Below are 18,879 nucleotides of genomic sequence, written 5' to 3'. Positions count from 1 at the left end.
CAGTTGCGGGCTGAGGTTTCAACGATGGTCGAAAAATGAGCCATTGTGAAGGCTTGGCGTTCAGCGGTCGACTCTTCTATGTCTGTCAAGCCGCGTTCATCCCTATTGTCGCCGCGCTGAACGCGCGGTAGACGCGGCGGGCCAGATAGCGTTTGATGCAACGACGAATTTCCTTGTCCGTACGACCCTCGGCGCGTCGCTTCTGCACGTACTCGCGGGTTTCGCCGTCATGGGTCATCCTGACGATCGCGACCATGTGCAAGGCACTGTTCAGGGACCGGTCACCACCTCGGTTCAATCGGTGCCGGACAGTGTTCCCGGAGGACGCGGGGATCGGGTTTACCCCAGCCAGGGAGGCAAATGCTGCCTCGTTACGGACCCTGCCTTCGTGCGACCACGCGGCGAGGCACTTCGCAGCGCTGATCGCCCTGAACCCCGTCTCCTCCAGCAACGGCGCGGCCTCGCTGACCTTCACCAGATCGTCCAGCTGGTTCTCGTTGAGCGTGAGTTGCTCGTCCAGCGCCAGGACGTGTTTGGCCAGCCGCACGGCCTCGGCACGGGCGATGGACAAGGAAAGCTCTTCCTCGCGGGTACGCCACTTTGAGACCTCGGTGATCTGGGCGTTTGTGAGCTTCTGGCGGGCATCGATGCCCAGGTCGTTGCCGCGCACAAGTGCGTTGAGCGCGTTGACCGACCGGGTCCGGTCCTTGCTCATCGATCCCCGCGCCGTGACCAGGATCCGCACGCCTTGGCGGACCCCGTCATGAAGGCGTGGTCGGCGCAGCTTGTCCACCGGCAGTGGCAGAACGGCCATGGCGATCCGGTGGGCGTCCAGGGCATCGGACTTGCCCACGCCGCGGCGCTTCTTGGCATCCATGCGCGGCGCCTCGGCGACTGGGAATCCGTGGGTTGCCGCGGTGCCGGCGAGGATCGCGCCGTAGGATGCGGCTCCTTCGATGACCCAGAGGGTGTCGGCGTCGGCGTTGGTGCGGCGTGCGACCCATTTGATGGCCCGATTGATCCCGGCTGCGGTGGTGGGGAATGACTGCGTGTCCAGGAGTCCGCCGTGGGTGGCGTCGAGGATAGCGTAGACGTGGTTTCGGGCGTGCGTGTCGACACCCACGACAAATGGGTGGGCGTGCGCGACGATAGACATGGCGGTCATTGGTACCTTCCTCTTCACGGATGTGATCATGGCCGTCACCGGCCGGCACCAGTCCGGGTCGAGGTCACCAAAGGAACAGCACTGTGAGGGGTCACGCCCCGCAGCGGGCGGACAATCTTCTGATCAAGCTACCGAGGTGGGCAGGACGCGTGCCGGCCGGACCACCCCGATGGACGGACAAGTCGATCGAATGACACCTGGGGTCAGTTGCAACATGAGTCACGTCCACGGGGTGGAGCGGCCGATATTTATCCTGCCAGCCAGTCCCAGACCAGCTACAAACAACTCTCACAGTTGCAACACCTGAGTGATTTAGGAGTTGCAATTGGCAGAGGTGAAAGGCCAAGGAAGTCCCGGAAAGCGCCTCCGAAGAACGCTGCACGTGCTCATTATGATCAGCTGATGAAACAGGGAATGTGCAATTCCGTAGCGTTCCGGATCGTGAATCAGCCATCCTTCGGGCACGCGAAGGCGGCACGGTCACACGGTCGTGCTGCCGTTCGGAGGCACTAAGAAGTACGCTCCCATCTCACATGAGAGGCCGACAGTGATCTCCGCCCGGTTCCTTTCGGGGTTCGAACGGATTACGAACGCGGACCTGCTGCAGGCCCGGCGTAGCATCCGTGCCATAGCCAAGGCGCTCGGACGCAGCCCATGGACCATAGGCAGGGAGATCCGCGGAACACTCATGAGCCCTCTGGCAACTACCGTCCGCGAACGGCTCAGTAATGCCGAGCACCGACGGAGCCGGTCGGGTACGGTCCCCGCTCGAGGACCTTAGGTGTATTGGGCATCAGCAAAGGAATACCCCGTTGTGGTCTGGAGTTAGGGCGCCTTCACGGTACGCCTGGTCTGTTTTGGTGGCCAGTTTCACTTGGCCGCTGATATACGAGGTCAAAATCTTGGTTTGGCGGCGAAACCAAAGCGGGTGGTGGCCCGCGGAGGCCACCAAATTCATAGAGCTGGCAAGGAACGATGGGCTCGCCTCTGACGGCTCGGCCAGTGACGAGTGCATACGTATGTAGTTTTTCAGCACTAGGGTGGCCGGACGCCCTAGTGGTGGGGCGCCCGGCCGTTGCTGCTCGGGACGCAGGATGGAGTGTCCCTGTCCCCGCGCCTATCCGGCTGCGCCGCATCCGCCCCATAGGGCTGAGGTGAACGTTAGGACGAGTGCGGGCGACCGTTATCGAGAAGTCGTTGTGAACCTCGTTGGGGCGCCGAGCTGATTCGCCCCTAGAGCGGCCCGTCCAGGATAGATTCCCGTTCCTCTTGGTCTTGCCGAGAAGGCAGCTGGGGTGCCGGCAGGTGATGATAGGTCCGTCAGGCGTCGGACGGGTGGCGAGGAAATACCCAATTTATGATCGATGACTGGCATGCAGTGGTTCGGGACCGCTGGAGGGAACGCCCACTATCTGCTCAATCCGCTGTTTTACCTCTTCCGAGATGCGTCCCGCGGTTAGGGCGATGTCCGCTGCGGCTTCGGACATCACCCGGTACACGGGAAGGCTTTCCGGCGTTCGTTCCGCGAGGGCACGGATGTGCTCAGTGACTGTTCCGATGTCACCGCGCACTACCGGCCCGGTGGCTCCGGCAGCGCCTTTCAGCAGGGCGTTATCCAGTGCTGCCGCCAGCGCCGGGCGAAGCACTTCAGAGGTGTCGTTGACCGAAATGCTGGCGAGCATGGCCGATGACTGAACAATCAGGGTGACCAGGTGATTGGTGGCATGGGCCATAGCCGCGTGGTACAGAACCCGGTCAGATTCGGCGACCTTGAAGGGGATTCCGCCCATGTCATGGACGAGGCTTTCTGCAGTCTTCCGCGCACTATCATTTGCCGTGACGGCAAAACGGGCACCGGTAATGCGGCTCAGTTCCGTGTCGCGGTCTCCGCTGAAAGCCATTGCCGGGTGCAGTGCAATCACCGCGGCTCCCTGGTCCCCCAGGGGGCTAAGCACCGCAGCCCCGTATCTTCCGCTGACGTGAACGACGTTGACGCCGAGCCAGTCTTTTCGCTCGGCGGCCAGGGCTTGGACGAGGCCTTGCAGGACGTCGTCGGGCACGGCGAGAAGTACAAGGTCGGCTCCGGCGGTAGCTTCAGCCACCGTTGACGCTGCCTGGAAGTCCCCTAGTGTTTCCCGCGCCCCCTCTATGGCAGCTGGTGATGGGTCCCACACGGAAACCACGGTGTGGCCTGCGCGAACCAACGCTGTTGCGAGAACGATGCCGACCTTCCCCGCTCCAACCAGGCCGATTGAGTGCTGCTGACTAATATGCATTGGCGCTACTTTCTGACTTGTGGGCGTGTTCCTTGCCCAGGGATTTGCCGACAAGGAGCATGCCGACGGCCGCGACCAGCAAGAAGCCGGCACTGACCAGGATCGCTTGTGAACTCGACGCTGCCGTCGCATTTTCACCGCGGATGAGACCGACCATGTAGGGGGCAACGAAACCAGCTATGTTCCCGATGGCGCAGACCAGGGCGATGCCTCCGGCTGCGGCCACTCCGGTGAGCAACCGGGGAGTGATGGACCAAAATACAGGGAGGGTTGAGAGGCACCCGATCGCGCCGATACAGAAACCGACCATGGCAACCGCGGGTGCCGAACCCAGAGTCAGAGCAGCCATGACCAGGCCACCCGCGCCCAGGGCCGACGGTACTACATAATGCAGCACACGTTCCCCTGTTCGGTCGGATCGCCGGGAGATGAGGAACATCCCGATAGAGGCGAAGATGTAGGGAACGGCAGTGATGAAACCTACCTGAAGGATCGAGAAGGTGCCCATCTGCTTGATGATCGCAGGAAGAAAAAACGCCAGCGCGTAGATAGGGATGATCATGCTAAAGAACACCAGTGCCATGCCCAGTACACGAGGGTTGATAAACGCCTGGCGCAGCGTCCCTGACTGGTGAGTTGTATCCTCTTCACTCTTTTCCTTTGCCAAAGCCGCCGTCAGCCACGTACGTTGCCGTTCGTCAAGCCACTTTGCACGGGCGGGATTATCCGTCAGGAAAGCAAGTACGAGCACGGCGACAAACAAACAAGGAATTCCTTCGAGGAAGAACATGAAGCGCCAACCTTCGACGCCGAAGGGATTGAAGCCCATCAGCCAGCCGGACAACGGGGACCCGAACGCTGATGAAAGCGGCACGGCCAGATAGAACAGCGCGATGAGTCGGGCACGGCGGGCGGACGGTATCCATTGCGTGAGGTAGAGGATCACGCCCGGCACGAGCCCGGCTTCCGCGGCACCCAGCAGGAATCTGAGAATGTAGAAAGCCATCTCATTTTGCACGAAGGCCATGCCCATGGCTGCGAGTCCCCACGTAACCATGATGCGTGTAATCCATAGCCTCGCTCCGACCCGGTAGAGGATCAGGTTGCTCGGTACTTCAAACAACACATAGCCGATGAAGAACAAGCCAGCGCCAAGCCCATAAGCCGCCTCGCTCAGCCCCAGGGAGGCCTGGAGATGATCTTTTGCGATCCCGATGTTGGTTCTGTCGAGATAGTTAAGGATGTAGACGACGAACAGGAGCAGACCAAGGCGCCGCGTTACAAGTCGCATGGTGCTTCGTTCGAGTCCCGGCGTCCCGTCGAGGACCCCGGTGGCGTTGTTCAGTGCCACTGTTACCTTCTTTCGTTGCCGGCGGGCGCGTTTCAGCGCCATTAGCCAGCTCATGGTGAGTTAGCGAGGCTGGGATCCAGGCCAAAGGCTCTGTCCCGAAACGCCATCGCCGCGATCCTCCACATTGAGCCGCGCAGCGTTTCGGGGTTAGAGCTCCGATGATAGGAAGTATTGGAACTCTTTGGATCCAGAAACATTCACAAACCCCATCATAACTGTGACTTGAGGAATAAAACATGTCAATAGGCTAGAGTGAGCCCGACTTGTATGGCTTCTGTGCGAAGAAGGGTTGCGTCGAAGTGTGTACTTCACAGGTAAGACCAGTAGCCCGATTGCCACTCTCTTCAGATCACAAGAGTCTGCGCCGTGTCTGGCTGCCCTCTTCCACGCCCGGAGCAATCTGCTGGCTCTGCGCCCGTCCGCGTGCCTTTTCGGCTCGACTAAGCTTGTATTGACGAAAGGTTGTGAGTGGTGGTCGGTTCCCAGTCAATCCAACACGGTGGCGGCGACGGCCTTGTTGATGGTCCTGCCCGGCGCAGGGTCCCCTTGGTGGACGAAATCACGGTGCTTTTGCGCGAGCGGATCTATTCGCAGCAGTACCCGACAGGGGCCTGGCTAAAGCAGGAGGAGCTCTCCGAGGAACTGGGCGTAAGCCGGACGCCTCTGCGCGAAGCGCTGCGCCGGCTGGAACAAGAAGGACTGATCAAGTCTGACTCCCGCCGGGGGGTTAGAGTCATTTCAGGCGATGCGAAGACTCTGCTCGCAGCTTACGAGTTGCGTGCTGTTATCGATGGTTTAGCGGCGCGCTTGGCCGCGGGCAACGTCTCGGCTGCACGCCTTCGTGATCTCCGGCAAGTTATTGCTGCACAGCGCAAGGCCGTCGACCCTTGGAACCCCCGGGGATATTCAAAGCTCAATGTCGATTTACACGAAATGATCGTGCAAATGACAAACAACGAGTTCGTGATTGCCCAGACTTCCATTATTCGAATGACAGCTCAGGTATTTGCCCCCGTTGCGATGATCGAGCCCAGCAGTGCGCTGCGCGCCATCGATGAACACACAGCAATTGTGGACGCGATTGAATTGGCGGATGGCGTTGCGGCCGAGCGCCTTGCCAGGGACCATATCGAGAAAACGATCCACCAGCTACGCAGCGGCGCCCCCCGGGAGTCCGCAGTCGGATATTCTCAGGCGCCCGCCTAGCGAAACGGCGCCCATGCCGGGATGCATAGTATGGGGCCGGCTTGGCCCTATGGCAAGAACCGTCGCTTGATGCTTCTAGCCGTGTACAGCAGGCATGGGAGTTTTGACTGGGTGCCTGCTGTACACGGTGGGGTCAGATCGCGGCCATCGCCGTCATGATGGACGTCTCTTCGATCTGGGAATTTATGCCCGTTTCGTCCGCGATGCGCTCTGCGATACGATCGCCGATCTGCACCGTCGTTGCCCCCATACCCGCTCCGGCCAAAGCAGGCAGTTCACCCAGCACAGAGGCCGCTGCATTCTCCAGAGCCAGCGCTGCTTTACCTTCGCCCAAGGATGCCAGGCACAGTGCGGCGGAGAGTACAGCCGCCGCTGGGTTTGCCCATCCCTTTCCGGCAATGTCAGGCGCGGACCCGTGGACGGGTTCAAACATGCTGGGTGCGGTGCCATCCAAGTTGAGGTTGGCGCTGGCCGCAACGCCGAGGCCTCCTTGGATGGTGGCGCCTAGGTCTGAAATGATGTCGCCGAAAAGGTTGTCAGTCACGATTACGTCGAATCGCTCGGGGTTCATGGGCATGTGTTGGCACATGGCGTCAGCATGGACGTAGTCGACTTCGACGTCACTGTATTGGGCCGCGTGCTCGTTGACGACGCTTTGCCACAGTTCGCCTGCGTGGACGAGGACATTCTTCTTGTGGCAGAGCGTCAGCTTTCCGCGGCGTGCCTGTGCGAGGCGGAAGGCGTAATCGACGACGTCGGAGATGGCCTGGGCGGTGTTGATTGATTCCTGCAGTGCTACGGCATTCCTGGTCCCGGCATGGACAGTCGAACCTCCGCCGACGTACATGCCCTCGGTATTCTCACGGACGACCACAAAATCGCAGCGGCCCGGGTCGAGGTCTCTGATGGGAGTTGGGACTCCCGGATAGAGACGCACCGGTCGAAGGTTGACCTGCTGGCGAAGCTCGCGGCGCATCCGCAGGATCAAACCTCGTTCGAGGATCCCCGGGGTTACCCGAGGATCTCCCATGGCCCCGAACATTATGGCGTTGTGGGCCCGGAGGCTGTCCATGGTACCCGGGTCAATCAGCGTCCCCGTCTCGAGATATGCCTGCGCACCCAGCGGATACTCCGTTGTCTGCAGACCAAACCCGAAACGGCTGGCGGCGGCTTGCAGCGCTTTTACGGCCTCCCGGTTGACCTCCGGGCCGATGCCGTCGCCATGAATGATGGCCAAGTCATAAGTAGTCAAGAATATCGAGTCCTAATTCGTGAGATTGAAGTCGCGCCAGAGTTTGCCGTCCCCGTGGACGGCATCTTTTCGGTCATGCTCCACCGGTGTCGGACGCAACAAGAGATGTCGTCATTCTGAAGGCCAGTCCCTCATTGGAGATGCCACTTACACGCCTGTGCGGAACGCTCCGGATCCCGAAGATGTAGCAGGCAACGCAACTGCCTGCTCGGATTTTCTCAAGTCCGAGGACTCATAGCGCTTTTGGATCCAGAGACTCAAGTATCGCGAGATGCGAGTCTTGCGTCAACAGTTCTTGCCCAGTTCATTGAGGATCAAGTCGGTAATTCAGGGACTCTGGACCGTTTTAGCCAACTCGCATAGTCCGGTTCGAGCCCCTGCGCTTGACGTGAGACTACTCACTAGCGCATTCTTTTAGGTATCACCGGCCTTACCAGTGCCGACAATGAACCCCCAAAGGAGTGGACTCAACAGTGGGCCTTTTCAAACCCCCTTACCCCAATGGACTGCCTATTGCCGGAGAATGGGTTACCGACGGCGTCGGTACATCCACCATTTCGTTTCCCTACGACGGCTCCGAGGTGGCGCAGGCCCCGGTCGGCACAACCGACCATGCGAGACAAGCACTTGATGCCGGCCTCGCCGCCCAGCCACTGGTTGCAGCCCTGCCTGCAGCGACCCGCCGCCAGCTGCTGCTGGATGTCCGGCATGCCCTTGAGGAGCGCCGCTCCGAATTTGAACAGCTTCTGGTGACAGAGACGGGCAAGCCTCTTGTGGATTGCCGAACGGAGGTCAGCCGCACCCTCTTCACCTGGGCCGCCGCCGCCGAGGCCATTTCAGCCCTTCATGGGGAGACGGTCCCGCTCGATATCCAGGCCGGCGGAGAAGGAATGATCGGATACTGGACACGCAAGCCCATTGGCTTGGTTATCGGTATCGCCGGGTTCAACTATCCGCTGCTACTGGCCACCCACAAGATCGCACCTAGCATCGCCGCTGGATGCGCTGTGATCTGCAAGCCGGCACCCAATACACCCTTGTCGACCTTATGGCTGGTTCACCTGATTCGTCAGTCCGCCCAGGCCCTGAATGTCATCGAGGACATTGTTCAGATGATCACCGGCGGCCCGGAAGTCGGCAGCGTCCTTACCAGCGATCCCCGGATCGGTGCTGTCAGTTTCACAGGTTCTGCAGCTGTCGGACACCAGATTGCGCGGGACTGCGCCCCGCGCAAGGTACTACTTGAGCTCGGATCCAACGCTGCACTGATCGTGGCATCGGATGCTGATCTGGATGCAGCCGCCGACGCCGTCATCCGCGGCGGCTTCTACGGCAACGGGCAGGCATGCATATCAGTCCAACGCATCGTTGCTGACGAAAGCATCATCACTGATCTTTCCAAACGGGTGGTGGAGCGAATGGGAGAGGTGGTAGTCGGGGACCCCAGAAATGAACAAACTCGGGTAGCCAAACTCATCAATGAAGACTCAACCCGGCGGGTAACAGCATGGATTGACGAAGCTGTCAGCAACGGTGCCGAGATCGCCTTCGGCGGCGGAACCAAGGATGGGCTTCTCGAACCCACCGTCCTGGTTGACGTCCCGTCCGGCGTAAAGGTTTGGGATGAGGAAATCTTCGGGCCAGTGGTGTGTATTCGCTCCGTGCCCGATTTTGATGCAGCCATAGGCCTCGTCAACAAATCCCGCTACGGGCTGCAAGCGAGCGTTTTTACAGCCTCACTTGCCAAGGCCTACCAGGCAATAGACGGGCTTGACGTAGGCGGGGTGATCGTCAACGAGGTCCCCGGCTACCGGAATGACACGATGCCCTATGGCGGGGTCAAGGATTCAGGAACAGGACGCGAAGGCCCCCGCTTCGCGATGGAAGAACTGACCGTAACCCGCATGGCCGTCATTCGCCCTGACAGGAGAATCGCAAAATGAACTACAGCAACCTTTTTCGACTTGACGGCCGCAAGTCCTTCGTGCTCGGAGCCGGGAGCGGCATCGGCCGTGAATCCTCGCTGGCGTTGGCCGCCCACGGCGCCCACGTCATCTGCGCCGACCGGGACTTGGAGGCGGCGAAGCACACAGCAAAGTTGATCGGCAACGAAGGATGGCACGCCCAAGCATACGAACTTGACGTTCTCGATACCGATGCCGTCTTCGCTGCCGCTGCCAATCACCCGGATGTGGAAACACTGCTCTTCACCGCTGCAACTAACGTCCGCAAGAGGCTGCTCGACTACACCACTGAAGAGTACGAACGCGTCGTAAACCTCAATGTCCGGTCCAGCTTTGACCTCATCCGCGCCTTTGGCGCCAATATGGTCCGCCAGCAGAAGGGGAGCATCATCGGGTTCTCTTCGGTGCGCCACCTGGTGGTGGAACCCGGACAAGGCGTCTACGCCGCCACCAAGGCAGCAACGGTGCAGTTGCTCAGGACAGCCGCTGCAGAGTTTGGCGCGGCCGGCGTCCGGGCAAATGCTGTAGCGCCCGGATGTGTTGACACACCCTTGACCGATTCCATCAAGGCAAACCCCGAATGGTACAACGCTTATGCGACCAAGGGGGCGCTGGGGCGTTGGTCCCAGCCGAGCGAACTAACAGGCGCAGTCGTTTACCTGGCCTCTGAAGCGTCCAGCTACGTGACCGGAACGGTACTGTATGTTGACGGCGGATGGACAGCAGTGGACGGCCGGTTTGATCCCCCAACCTCATAGGGCTGCGCCCCAAGGCCGGGAGATCTGAGAACCAAGTGGAGAGAAAGGAAGGGCGGGAGCGTGAACACCGAGCCATCGCAGCCCGGCCGCGCCTACCAGGTGATCGCCGGGCGCGTAGAGAGCGCTATCCTGTCAGGTGAGTTGAAACCCGGAGACCGTCTCCCAAGCGAGCGGGAGCTCGTGGAGCAATATGGCGTCAGCCGCCCAACCGTCAGGGAAGCCCTCCGGTTGCTTGAAAGCAACCATCTGGTGAAATCGCGCCTGGGCGATCGCCGCGGGCCCGTCGTCCTCCCTGCCAGTTCCCACTCCTTACAAAAATCATTGACGAGACTCACTTCCGGACACATTGTCGGATTCGCCTCCTTGCTGCAGTTCCGCATGATGATTGAGAGCGCTGCGGTTGTGCTCGCCGCAACCAATCGAAGCGAGTCCGAACTCCTGGAACTGGAACGGGCGAACGCACGCATGCGGGCGAGCATCGAGTTAGGTTATGAGGACTTCAGCGCGGCCGACTTCGATTTTCACCGCATCGTCGCACGTGCTAGCGGCAACCCTCTGCTGGAGCTTTCCGGGGAGGCCGTCCGTGAATCCGTCCTCAACCTTATCCAGCAACGCATCATCGACTCCGGAGACAGCCGGGGACAGATGTTGGCTTCCATCCGGCATCATGACGAGTTACTGCATGCGATTCGGCATCGTGATGGCCGCCTAGCGTCATGGCTCACCCGGGATGGCTTGTTTTGGTATTACTACGATTACGTGGAGGAAAAGGAACGGCCTGCGCTTCGGTCGCTGGCTGATGAAGTTCGTCCGGCAGAGAACGCCGGCAGCTAGCCAGCTGCACTTGCCTGCCCTTGCAGGACTTTTGCCTGGGGGGTGCCGCAAGTCACTGCATCCCCCTCCCACCTGCACAGCACTTGCCCACCAGAATAGCCAGTGACGCCATCAAAGAGCCGCTGCACGGCGACTATGAGTCCTGCGGGTGGATGCCGCCCTGAACTAGATAGTTGCCCACCAGCCCAAGGCCACGGCCGTAGGGATCGCACCGGCAGCGCTCGGCTCAAAGAGAACAGACGTGACAATCTTAAGGAAGTCCATTGGACACATCACCCAATGAGGGGCACATCATCGTTCACGAGGATTACCCTTCTCTCGCCGCCGCCGTAGCCCGGCTGCGGGCTGCAGGCCGGTCGGTCGCGCTGGTTACGACCATGGGTGCCCTCCACAGCGGTCATCAGGAACTAATACGCCAAGCAAGCCGCGACGGCCGGACTTCCGTGGTGGTGTCAATCTTCGTCAATCCGCTGCAGTTCGGGCCTCATGAAGACTTCACCCGCTACCCCCGTGATCTGGAAACTGATGTCGCCAAAAGCCGCGAGGCGGGCGCCGATCTCGTTTTCGCACCCAGCGTGGACGAGATGTACCCGTCAGGCGGTGCAGGCGTCGTCACCATCGTCCCCGGGCCGCTCGGCGACGAACTGGAAGGTAGATCCCGACCAGGGCATTTCGCAGGTGTCCTCACCGTGGTTGGAAAGCTCCTAAACATGGTAAAGCCAGACCGAATCTACTTCGGCGAGAAGGACTACCAGCAATTGGTCCTGGTCCGATCGATGTCTGTCGACCTCAATATGGGCGTAGAAGTGATAGGTGTTCCCACACGGCGCGACCCCGATGGGCTGGCCTTGTCCTCACGCAATCGCTACCTCACTTGCGAGCAGCGCACCGCTGCACTCGCTCTCTCCCAAGCCCTCAAAGCGGCAGCAGCAGCAGCCAGCGGCGGACCCCGCGCCTCGCTGGAAGCCGCTCATGAAGCGCTGGCAGTGCAACCAGAGGTGGTTCCCGATTACGTGGAACTACGAACGGCCAACCTCGCTCCGTACAGCGGCGGTACGGATGCGCGACTCCTGATCGCAGCGAGAGTCGGAACTACTCGCCTCATCGACAATGCTCATCTCAGTTTCCCTGAGACCTCCTAGCCACGGGCATTTTGGAAAAGGCAGAGCTGATTACGGCTTGAAATCAGCTGTCCGAAACCAACCTCGCAGCCCAACGCCATCAATATACTCAACACAACCAAGGACCTATGAGTAACGAAATCCTCGCCAAAGTATCTGACGTCTTCGATCCCGCCCAATGGCGCGAGGTCTCCGGGTTCGATTTCCAGGACATGACGTACCACCGCCAGGTGGAACGTTCCGCGGACGGCACCACCAAGGACCTACCCACGGTCCGGATCGCTTTCAACCGCCCCGAGGTCCGCAACGCGTTCCGCCCCGGCACGGTCGATGAGCTCTACCGAGCCATGGACCATGCCCGGATGACGCCGGATGTGGCCACCGTGCTGCTCACCGGCAACGGCCCCTCCCCCAAGGACGGCGGACACTCCTTCTGCTCCGGCGGGGACCAGCGGATCCGGGGACGGGACGGATACAGGTATGCGGACGGGGAGACGCAGGAGACCATCGACCCGGCACGTGCCGGCCGCCTCCACATCTTGGAAGTCCAGCGGCTCATCCGGACCATGCCCAAGGTGGTCATCGCCGTCGTCAACGGCTGGGCCGCCGGTGGGGGCCACTCGCTGCATGTGGTCTGCGACCTGACCATCGCTTCGCGCGAGTACGGCAAGTTCAAGCAGACCGACGCGACCGTGGGCAGCTTCGACGCAGGCTACGGCTCAGCGCTGCTGGCCCGCCAGATCGGCCAGAAGGCTGCCCGCGAAATCTTCTTCCTGGCCCGAGAGTATTCCGCCGAGGACATGGTGCGGGTGGGCGCGGTGAACGAGGCCGTGGACCACGACCGTCTCGAGGAGGTGGCCCTGGAATACGCGGCGGGCATCGCCCGGCAGTCCCCGCAGGCCATCCGGATGCTCAAGTTCGCGTTCAACCTGGCCGACGACGGACTGGCCGGCCAGCAGGTGTTCGCCGGCGAAGCCACCCGGCTGGCATACATGACGGACGAGGGGGTGGAGGGCAAGGAGGCCTTCCTGCAAAAGCGCGACCCCGACTGGTCCCGCTTCCCCCACTACTTCTAAGGCAGGCGACGTCTTCGCAATGTAGCTGCATGTCCCGAGCCGGGCGGTGGGAGCGCCGTGGTATGAAGCGGGGAAGGGTTGCCAAGAGATGTTGGTCCGCCTCGCTACCTCACCGAGGCCGGCGGGAAGGCAACCAGGAAGAGCTCGCCACCGTTTAGGACTTCAAAGAATTCCGTCGCCGGGTACGCATGCCCTTCGCAACAGGCACCCCGAAATCCGGGCCGGACCCGGCGACGGATCCATTACGGGCGCTGCTTTTCTTAGAAACAGTGACCCCGGCTTTGTCTCCCGGCATTCAAATCGAATTGGCCAGGCACCACATCTTAGAGAGAGCAATAAGTGACACGTATTGGCATTGCGGCCGAGTTAGGTCGCGAGACGAGGGTGGCGGCGACGCCTGTCACCGTGAAGCAGTTGTTGGGGTTGGGCTACGAGGTTGTGGTCGAGAAGGGCGCGGGTGAGTCGGCATCCTTCCGTGACGAGGCTTATGCCGAAGCGGGTGCCCTGATTGTGGGCGCCGACGAGGCGTGGGGCAGCGAAGTGGTCTTGCGGATCAATCCGCCCAGTGAAGATGAGATCGCCCGTCTCACTGAGTGTGCGACGCTGATCGGGTCGTTGAGCCCTGGATTGCGGCCTGAGTTGGTGGAGGCGCTGGCGTCGCGTCCGATCACGGCGCTGGCGTTGGATGCAGTGCCGCGGATCTCGCGGGCGCAATCGATGGACGTGCTCAGTTCGATGGCGAACATCGCCGGCTACCGTGCCGTGATCGAGGCGGCGCATGAGTTCGGCCGGTTCTTTACGGGCCAGGTCACCGCTGCGGGCAAGGTCCCGCCGGCGAAGGTCCTGGTCGCCGGTGCCGGTGTCGCCGGGTTGGCGGCGATCGGTACGGCGTCCAGCCTGGGCGCGATTGTGCGGGCGACGGACCCGCGGCCTGAGGTCGCTGACCAGGTAAAGTCCATCGGCGGAACTTACCTCAAGGTCGAGGTCGCCGAGGAGATGAAGTCCTCCGATGGATACGCGAAGGCCACCTCCGAGGCGTATAACATCCGCGCCGCGGAGATCTACTCCGAGCAGGCACGCGATGTGGACATCATCATCACCACGGCCTTGATTCCGGGGCGTCCGGCGCCCAAGCTGCTCACGGCCGAAGATGTGGCCGCCATGAAGCCGGGCAGTGTGATCGTGGACATGGCAGCGGGCCAGGGCGGGAACGTGGAAGGCTCGGTCGCCGGGGAACGCGTCGTGACGGAGAACGGTGTGGTAATCATCGGCTACACGGATCTTCCGGCCCGTTTGCCAGCCCAGGCGTCCCAGCTGTACGGGACCAACATGGTGAACGTGCTCAAGCTCCTGACCCCGGACAAGGACGGCCAGCTCCGGATCGATTTTGATGACGTGGTGCAGCGGTCGGTGACGGTGGTGCGCAACGGGGAGCTCACCTGGCCGCCGCCCCCGGTCCAGGTCTCCGCCGCCCCAGTGGTGAAGCCGGACGCGTCAGCGGCCGCCGAAATCCCTGAACCGAAGAAAAAGCAGGGCCTCAGCACGGCCGGTAAGGCCGGGCTCTTTGCCGCCGGCATCGCCGCGCTGTTTGTCGTCAACGCTGTTGCTCCGGCGCCGTTGCCGCAGCACTTCACGGTGCTGATGCTCTCGGTCGTGGTCGGCTTCTATGTCATCGGGAAGGTCCATCACGCCCTGCACACTCCGCTGATGTCCGTCACCAATGCCATCTCGGGGATCATCGTCGTTGGTGCGCTGCTGCAGGTCACCTCGGAAAACCCAGTGATGCAGGTCCTCGCCGCCGTCGCGGTGCTGCTGGCCAGCATCAACATCTTTGGCGGTTTCGCCGTCACCCGCCGCATGCTCGCCATGTTTTCCCGCGGAGACGGGGCCCGTAGATGAGCGCCGTCACTGAAGCAGCAGCAACACTTACGAGGAGCCTTACCGTGTCCGACACTGTCTCCGGTCCGCTGACCGCCGACACCATTGCGGGAGCTGCGTACATAGTCGCGGCCCTGCTGTTCATCCTCAGCCTCGCCGGACTGAGCAAACACGAAAAGGCCCGCGCAGGCGTCGTCTACGGGATCGCCGGGATGATCATCGCCCTCGCCGCGACCATCTGGCTGACCCTGCAGGGCGCCTGGGGTACAGGCCCTGCCCTCACCGGCCTGATCCTGCTCTTGGCCGCAGTGCTCGTCGGCGGGGCGATCGGGCTCTGGCGCGCCCGGGTCGTGGAAATGACCGGCATGCCCGAACTGATCGCGCTGCTGCACAGCTTCGTGGGCTTCGCCGCGGTCCTGGTCGGATGGAACGGGCACCTTGAAGCCCCTGCCCTGTCCCCGGACCTGACAGCGATCCACCACGCTGAGGTGTTTATCGGCGTGTTTATCGGCGCCGTCACGTTCACCGGCTCCATCGTGGCGTTCCTGAAACTCTCGGCCCGGATGAAATCCTCACCCCTGATGCTGCCGGGAAAGAACGCGATCAACCTCGGCGCCCTCGCCGCCTTCGTCGCGCTGACGGTCTGGTACGTCAACGACTCCCAGCTGTGGCTCCTGATCGTTGTCACTGTCCTTGCTCTGGGGCTGGGCTGGCACCTCGTAGCCTCCATCGGCGGCGGCGACATGCCCGTCGTCGTCTCGATGCTCAACAGCTACTCCGGCTGGGCCGCAGCCGCCGCAGGCTTCCTGCTCAACAACGACCTGCTCATCATCACCGGCGCCCTCGTCGGCTCCTCCGGCGCCTACCTCTCCTACATCATGTGCAAGGCCATGAACAGGTCCTTTATCTCTGTCATCGCCGGCGGCTTTGGCATCGCGGCGCCCACCACCGGCGGTTACGCAGACCAGGGTGAGCACCGTGAGATCACGGCAGAAGCCACCGCGGAAATGCTGGCCAACGCCTCCAGTGTTGTCATCACCCCCGGCTATGGCATGGCCGTGGCACAGGCCCAGTACCCCGTTGCCGAACTCGCCCACCAGCTCCGCGAGAAAGGCGTCAACGTCAGGTTCGGCATCCACCCGGTCGCAGGGCGGCTCCCAGGGCACATGAACGTCCTGCTCGCCGAAGCCAAGGTCCCGTACGACATCGTCATGGAAATGGACGAAATCAACGACGACCTCGGAGACACCTCCGTGGTACTGGTCATCGGCGCGAACGACACCGTCAACCCCGCAGCAACCGAAGACCCGGGAAGCCCCATCGCCGGCATGCCCGTCCTCCGCGTTTGGGAAGCCGAAAACGTCGTCGTCTTCAAACGATCCATGGCCGCAGGCTACGCCGGAGTCCAAAACCCCCTGTTCTACCGCGACAACTCCCAAATGCTCTTCGGAGATGCCAAACAACGCGTCGAAGACATCCTTCGCGCGTTCTAAAGAGGAGATAGGAATCATGCCCCGACCCCGAGTTTCGGTGCCGCAGGCCGGTGTTCAGGGCGCCCAGGGCGGTGGTATCACGCCTGCCTAGGAACAGTGTCATTTGGCCCGTGACAGATTCAACAGCTCCCTAAGTGCGGGGCGGGCTTCGCGTCGGAGATTTATGGTTTCCGGCAGCCCGTCCACGGTGATCGACCTCTGTGTGATGTCGATAGTGAGTCGATGTCCGGCAAACGGTATGTTGTCAATCCGGAATTGCCCAAACCCTGGCGGAAGAGCCGGCGCGAGCCATAACTCGTTCCATGGAAGAGCAGGATCGAACCGCAACAGCATGCGTATCAGATGAATTGGAGCCGCTGAGGCCCACGCTTGGGGCGAGCATGCCGCTGGATACGGCACTGGAGTTGGAAATCTCGCCCGGTCGAGCCCACAGAACAGTTCCGGAAGTCGGCCGCCGAAGTAGTCGGCCGCTTGAAAAAGTCCGTATGCGATACTCTGGGCTTCCTCGATGAATCCATATCTCATGAGGCCATGTGCTACCAGCGTACTGTCGTGCGGCCAAACAGAACCGTTGTGGTAACTGAGTGGGTTGTAGGCTCCCATGTTGCTCGCCAATGTCCGGATACCCCATCCAGTGAACATCTCAGGGGAGATTAGACGTTCAGCTACCTGCGGGGCCTTGTCGGTGTCCACGATGCCCAGCCAAAGGCAGTGACCCATGTTAGAAGCCAAAGCATCCACCGGCCTCTTGTCCCCGTCCAGCGCGATGGCATAATAGCCCCGCTCCGGCAGCCAGAAGCGTTCATTGAATGCCTCCTTAAGTTGGACTGCCTTCGCCGTCCAGTAATCGGCGATCTCGTTGTCTCCGTCGTTTAGCGCCATGAGCGCACGCCCCACATATGCACCGTAGGTGTAAGCCTGGACTTCGCTGAGCGCTATAGGCCCTTGGGCGAGGGAGCCGTCGGCGAAAGTGATGGCGTCCCAGGAGTCTTTCCAGCCCTGGTTGATCAACCCGTGTTTGGTGTGCCTCTGGTATTCGACGAATCCGTCGCCGTCGCGGTCGCCGTAGTTCTCGATCCACGCAAGCGCGCGGTCTGCGGCCGGAAGCAGGGCATGGACAGCATCTGCTTCCAGCCCCCACCGGCCCAGTTCACCCAGGAATGCGACGAACAATGGAGTGGCATCTGCGGTTCCGTAGTAAATGCTATGACCACCCAGAACAGCCTCGGTGGTGGTGCCTAGACGGACTTCATGGAGGATCCGACCAGGCTCCTCTTCGGTTGCAGGGTTCACCACCTTCCCTTGATGGTCCGCCAGCGTCTGGAGGGTGCCAAGTGCCAGAGTCGGGTCCAGCAGGAGGGACATGAGGGATGAAAGCAGGCTGTCGCGGCCGAACAGGGCCATGAACCATGGGGCTCCGGCCGCGACCACGACGCGCTCGGGATGGTCGGGGTCAAAAATCCGCAGTGAACCCAAGTCCTCTTGGCTCCGAAGGATCGTGCGCCGGACCGACGCGTCCGCCAGATCCGGGATGGGCATGGACATTCGCCAGGACAAGAGGCGCTGGTGAGCTTCAGAGGAAATTCCAGCAGTGCCGTATTCCACCGTTGAGACCAGCGCCTCCCCATCCAGGAAGGGCGTGGCTGTAAGCGTTTGAATCCATTGGCCGTGTGCAGGAATTGTTGGAATGAAGGTTAGCTGGTGGCCATCAAAAGCTGCACCCGGTGCGCGCACGGCAAGACCATGACGCCGACCTGACCCCATTCGTTCAAGCAGAAGAGTGTCGTGCTCTAGCCGTACATGGTAGTTCCCCGCACTGGCGGGCCGGCCTTCCTTGACCTCGAATAAGTCAGCGAAATCAGACTCGACGGCCACGCCGAGCCGGAAGGTTATTGGCACCGCTCGATGATTCTCGACCGTTATGGTTTCGGAAAGTCCGGCGCCAATAGTCCTTTTGCGTTCTATCAGCAATGGCGTGTCAACACCCTCCACCTGACCGCTTACTCTCCCTATAAATAAGGCTTCGAAAGGTTCCACCACCGTGGCGGCAAGCGCTTCGAGCGGAACGTCATCGACGCTGAGGTTCCAGGCGCTTATGTACCGGGTATCGTGGAAAAACGCCCCATGGGGACTGCCCGAGGCCATGTCTCCATTGGCTGCAGTCAAACAGAACGAAGAGCCATCAAGAACTGTGACGGCTCCCGCGCCTGCGGAACCGGCTGCATTGTCGGCGTTCCAACCCGGCATCGACGTCCTCCTCGAAATCTCGAGAGAGGTCGGCCGCAAGCTAACGGCTAGCCCCGCCGGCCCTCCGTAGTTAGAACTATGATGCGCTGTTGCCGGGGAATCAAGCGTCTGGGCCCTTCTCTTTGCAGCGCCGTCGGCGCAAGGAAATGATGGTGCCCCCCTTCTTCGGGGCACCCTTCAGCCGAGGCCCTGTCGAGGGCTCCTCTGTATCAATGGCGGGGGCGCGGCGATTGAATTCTCATGACTGACAGCAACGAC

The 18,879-nt window shown here is 61.3% G+C and carries 14 protein-coding genes; 9 read left to right on the top strand and 5 right to left on the bottom strand.

The window, feature by feature from the left end; all coding sequences use genetic code 11:
• Positions 1-85 precede the first annotated feature (85 nt).
• The gene (locus ABIE00_RS00835) at positions 86-1,165 is read right to left on the bottom strand and encodes an IS110 family RNA-guided transposase (RefSeq protein WP_354255506.1); all 1,080 of its coding nucleotides are present in this window, start codon (positions 1,163-1,165) and stop codon (positions 86-88) included.
• A gap of 490 nt (positions 1,166-1,655) precedes the next feature.
• Between ABIE00_RS00835 and ABIE00_RS00830 the strand changes: the two genes are divergently transcribed.
• Positions 1,656-1,946 (top strand): helix-turn-helix domain-containing protein, encoded by a 291-nt coding sequence (locus ABIE00_RS00830; RefSeq protein WP_354255504.1) that lies wholly within the window; start codon positions 1,656-1,658, stop codon positions 1,944-1,946.
• Between the two features lie 574 nt (positions 1,947-2,520).
• On the opposite strand, the gene ABIE00_RS00825 is transcribed toward ABIE00_RS00830, so the two are convergent.
• Together ABIE00_RS00825 and ABIE00_RS00820 are read right to left on the bottom strand one after the other, a co-directional pair.
• A complete protein-coding gene (locus tag ABIE00_RS00825; protein ID WP_354255501.1) occupies positions 2,521-3,441 on the bottom strand; it encodes a Rossmann-like and DUF2520 domain-containing protein in 921 nt (306 codons plus the stop codon).
• Positions 3,431-4,792 (bottom strand): MFS transporter, encoded by a 1,362-nt coding sequence (locus ABIE00_RS00820; RefSeq protein ID WP_354255498.1) that lies wholly within the window; start codon positions 4,790-4,792, stop codon positions 3,431-3,433. Before ABIE00_RS00820 ends, ABIE00_RS00825 begins: the two co-directional genes overlap by 11 nt.
• Positions 4,793-5,341: 549 nt before the next feature.
• Here ABIE00_RS00820 and ABIE00_RS00815 point away from each other — a divergent pair.
• Positions 5,342-5,998 (top strand): GntR family transcriptional regulator, encoded by a 657-nt coding sequence (locus ABIE00_RS00815; protein WP_354255496.1) that lies wholly within the window; start codon positions 5,342-5,344, stop codon positions 5,996-5,998.
• A 133-nt stretch (positions 5,999-6,131) separates the two neighbouring features.
• On the opposite strand, the gene ABIE00_RS00810 is transcribed toward ABIE00_RS00815, so the two are convergent.
• A complete protein-coding gene (locus ABIE00_RS00810) occupies positions 6,132-7,250 on the bottom strand; it encodes a 3-isopropylmalate dehydrogenase (protein WP_354255493.1) in 1,119 nt (372 codons plus the stop codon).
• 473 nt (positions 7,251-7,723) lie between these two features.
• Here ABIE00_RS00810 and ABIE00_RS00805 point away from each other — a divergent pair, with 473 nt between their 5' ends.
• From ABIE00_RS00805 to pntB, 7 genes are all read left to right on the top strand, one after another.
• Positions 7,724-9,193, top strand: a complete 1,470-nt coding sequence (locus tag ABIE00_RS00805; protein WP_354255490.1) for an aldehyde dehydrogenase family protein — start codon at positions 7,724-7,726, stop codon at positions 9,191-9,193.
• The gene (locus ABIE00_RS00800; RefSeq protein ID WP_354255488.1) at positions 9,190-9,972 is read left to right on the top strand and encodes an SDR family NAD(P)-dependent oxidoreductase; all 783 of its coding nucleotides are present in this window, start codon (positions 9,190-9,192) and stop codon (positions 9,970-9,972) included. Before ABIE00_RS00805 ends, ABIE00_RS00800 begins: the two co-directional genes overlap by 4 nt.
• 60 nt (positions 9,973-10,032) lie before the next feature.
• Positions 10,033-10,806, top strand: coding sequence for a FadR/GntR family transcriptional regulator (locus tag ABIE00_RS00795; protein WP_354255485.1), 774 nt, complete (start codon positions 10,033-10,035; stop codon positions 10,804-10,806).
• Positions 10,807-11,069: 263 nt separating this feature from the next.
• Positions 11,070-11,948, top strand: coding sequence for a pantoate--beta-alanine ligase (gene panC / locus ABIE00_RS00790; protein WP_354255482.1), 879 nt, complete (start codon positions 11,070-11,072; stop codon positions 11,946-11,948).
• Positions 11,949-12,055: 107 nt separating this feature from the next.
• Positions 12,056-13,003: a 1,4-dihydroxy-2-naphthoyl-CoA synthase gene (locus tag ABIE00_RS00785; protein WP_354255480.1), complete on the top strand. Its 948-nt coding sequence runs from the start codon at positions 12,056-12,058 to the stop codon at positions 13,001-13,003.
• Between the two features lie 339 nt (positions 13,004-13,342).
• Positions 13,343-14,902, top strand: a complete 1,560-nt coding sequence (locus ABIE00_RS00780) for a Re/Si-specific NAD(P)(+) transhydrogenase subunit alpha (RefSeq protein WP_354255477.1) — start codon at positions 13,343-13,345, stop codon at positions 14,900-14,902.
• Entirely contained in the window at positions 14,899-16,374 is a 1,476-nt protein-coding gene (gene pntB / locus ABIE00_RS00775; protein WP_354255474.1) for a Re/Si-specific NAD(P)(+) transhydrogenase subunit beta, read from the top strand. The genes ABIE00_RS00780 and pntB overlap by 4 nt, the downstream gene beginning before the upstream one ends.
• A gap of 99 nt (positions 16,375-16,473) precedes the next feature.
• Here the strand turns inward: pntB and ABIE00_RS00770 are convergent, their stop codons facing one another.
• Positions 16,474-18,621, bottom strand: coding sequence for an amylo-alpha-1,6-glucosidase (locus ABIE00_RS00770; protein ID WP_354255471.1), 2,148 nt, complete (start codon positions 18,619-18,621; stop codon positions 16,474-16,476).
• Positions 18,622-18,879 lie beyond the last annotated feature (258 nt).

Source organism: Arthrobacter sp. OAP107 (assembly GCF_040546765.1).
Classification (GTDB): Bacteria; Actinomycetota; Actinomycetes; order Actinomycetales; family Micrococcaceae; genus Arthrobacter.
Note: the sequence above shows the minus strand (reverse complement) of the source record. Positions and strands in the feature narration are given on the sequence as shown.

Excerpts from the sequence above, each read along its gene's own strand:
- ABIE00_RS00835 (WP_354255506.1), bottom strand. The coding sequence starts at position 1,165 with ATGACCGCCATGTCTATCGTCGCGCACGCCCACCCATTTGTCGTGGGT.
- ABIE00_RS00825 (WP_354255501.1), bottom strand. The coding sequence starts at position 3,441 with ATGCATATTAGTCAGCAGCACTCAATCGGCCTGGTTGGAGCGGGGAAG.
- ABIE00_RS00800 (WP_354255488.1), top strand. The coding sequence starts at position 9,190 with ATGAACTACAGCAACCTTTTTCGACTTGACGGCCGCAAGTCCTTCGTG.
- ABIE00_RS00785 (WP_354255480.1), top strand. The coding sequence starts at position 12,056 with ATGAGTAACGAAATCCTCGCCAAAGTATCTGACGTCTTCGATCCCGCC.
- pntB (WP_354255474.1), top strand. The coding sequence starts at position 14,899 with ATGAGCGCCGTCACTGAAGCAGCAGCAACACTTACGAGGAGCCTTACC.
- ABIE00_RS00770 (WP_354255471.1), bottom strand. The coding sequence starts at position 18,621 with ATGCCGGGTTGGAACGCCGACAATGCAGCCGGTTCCGCAGGCGCGGGA.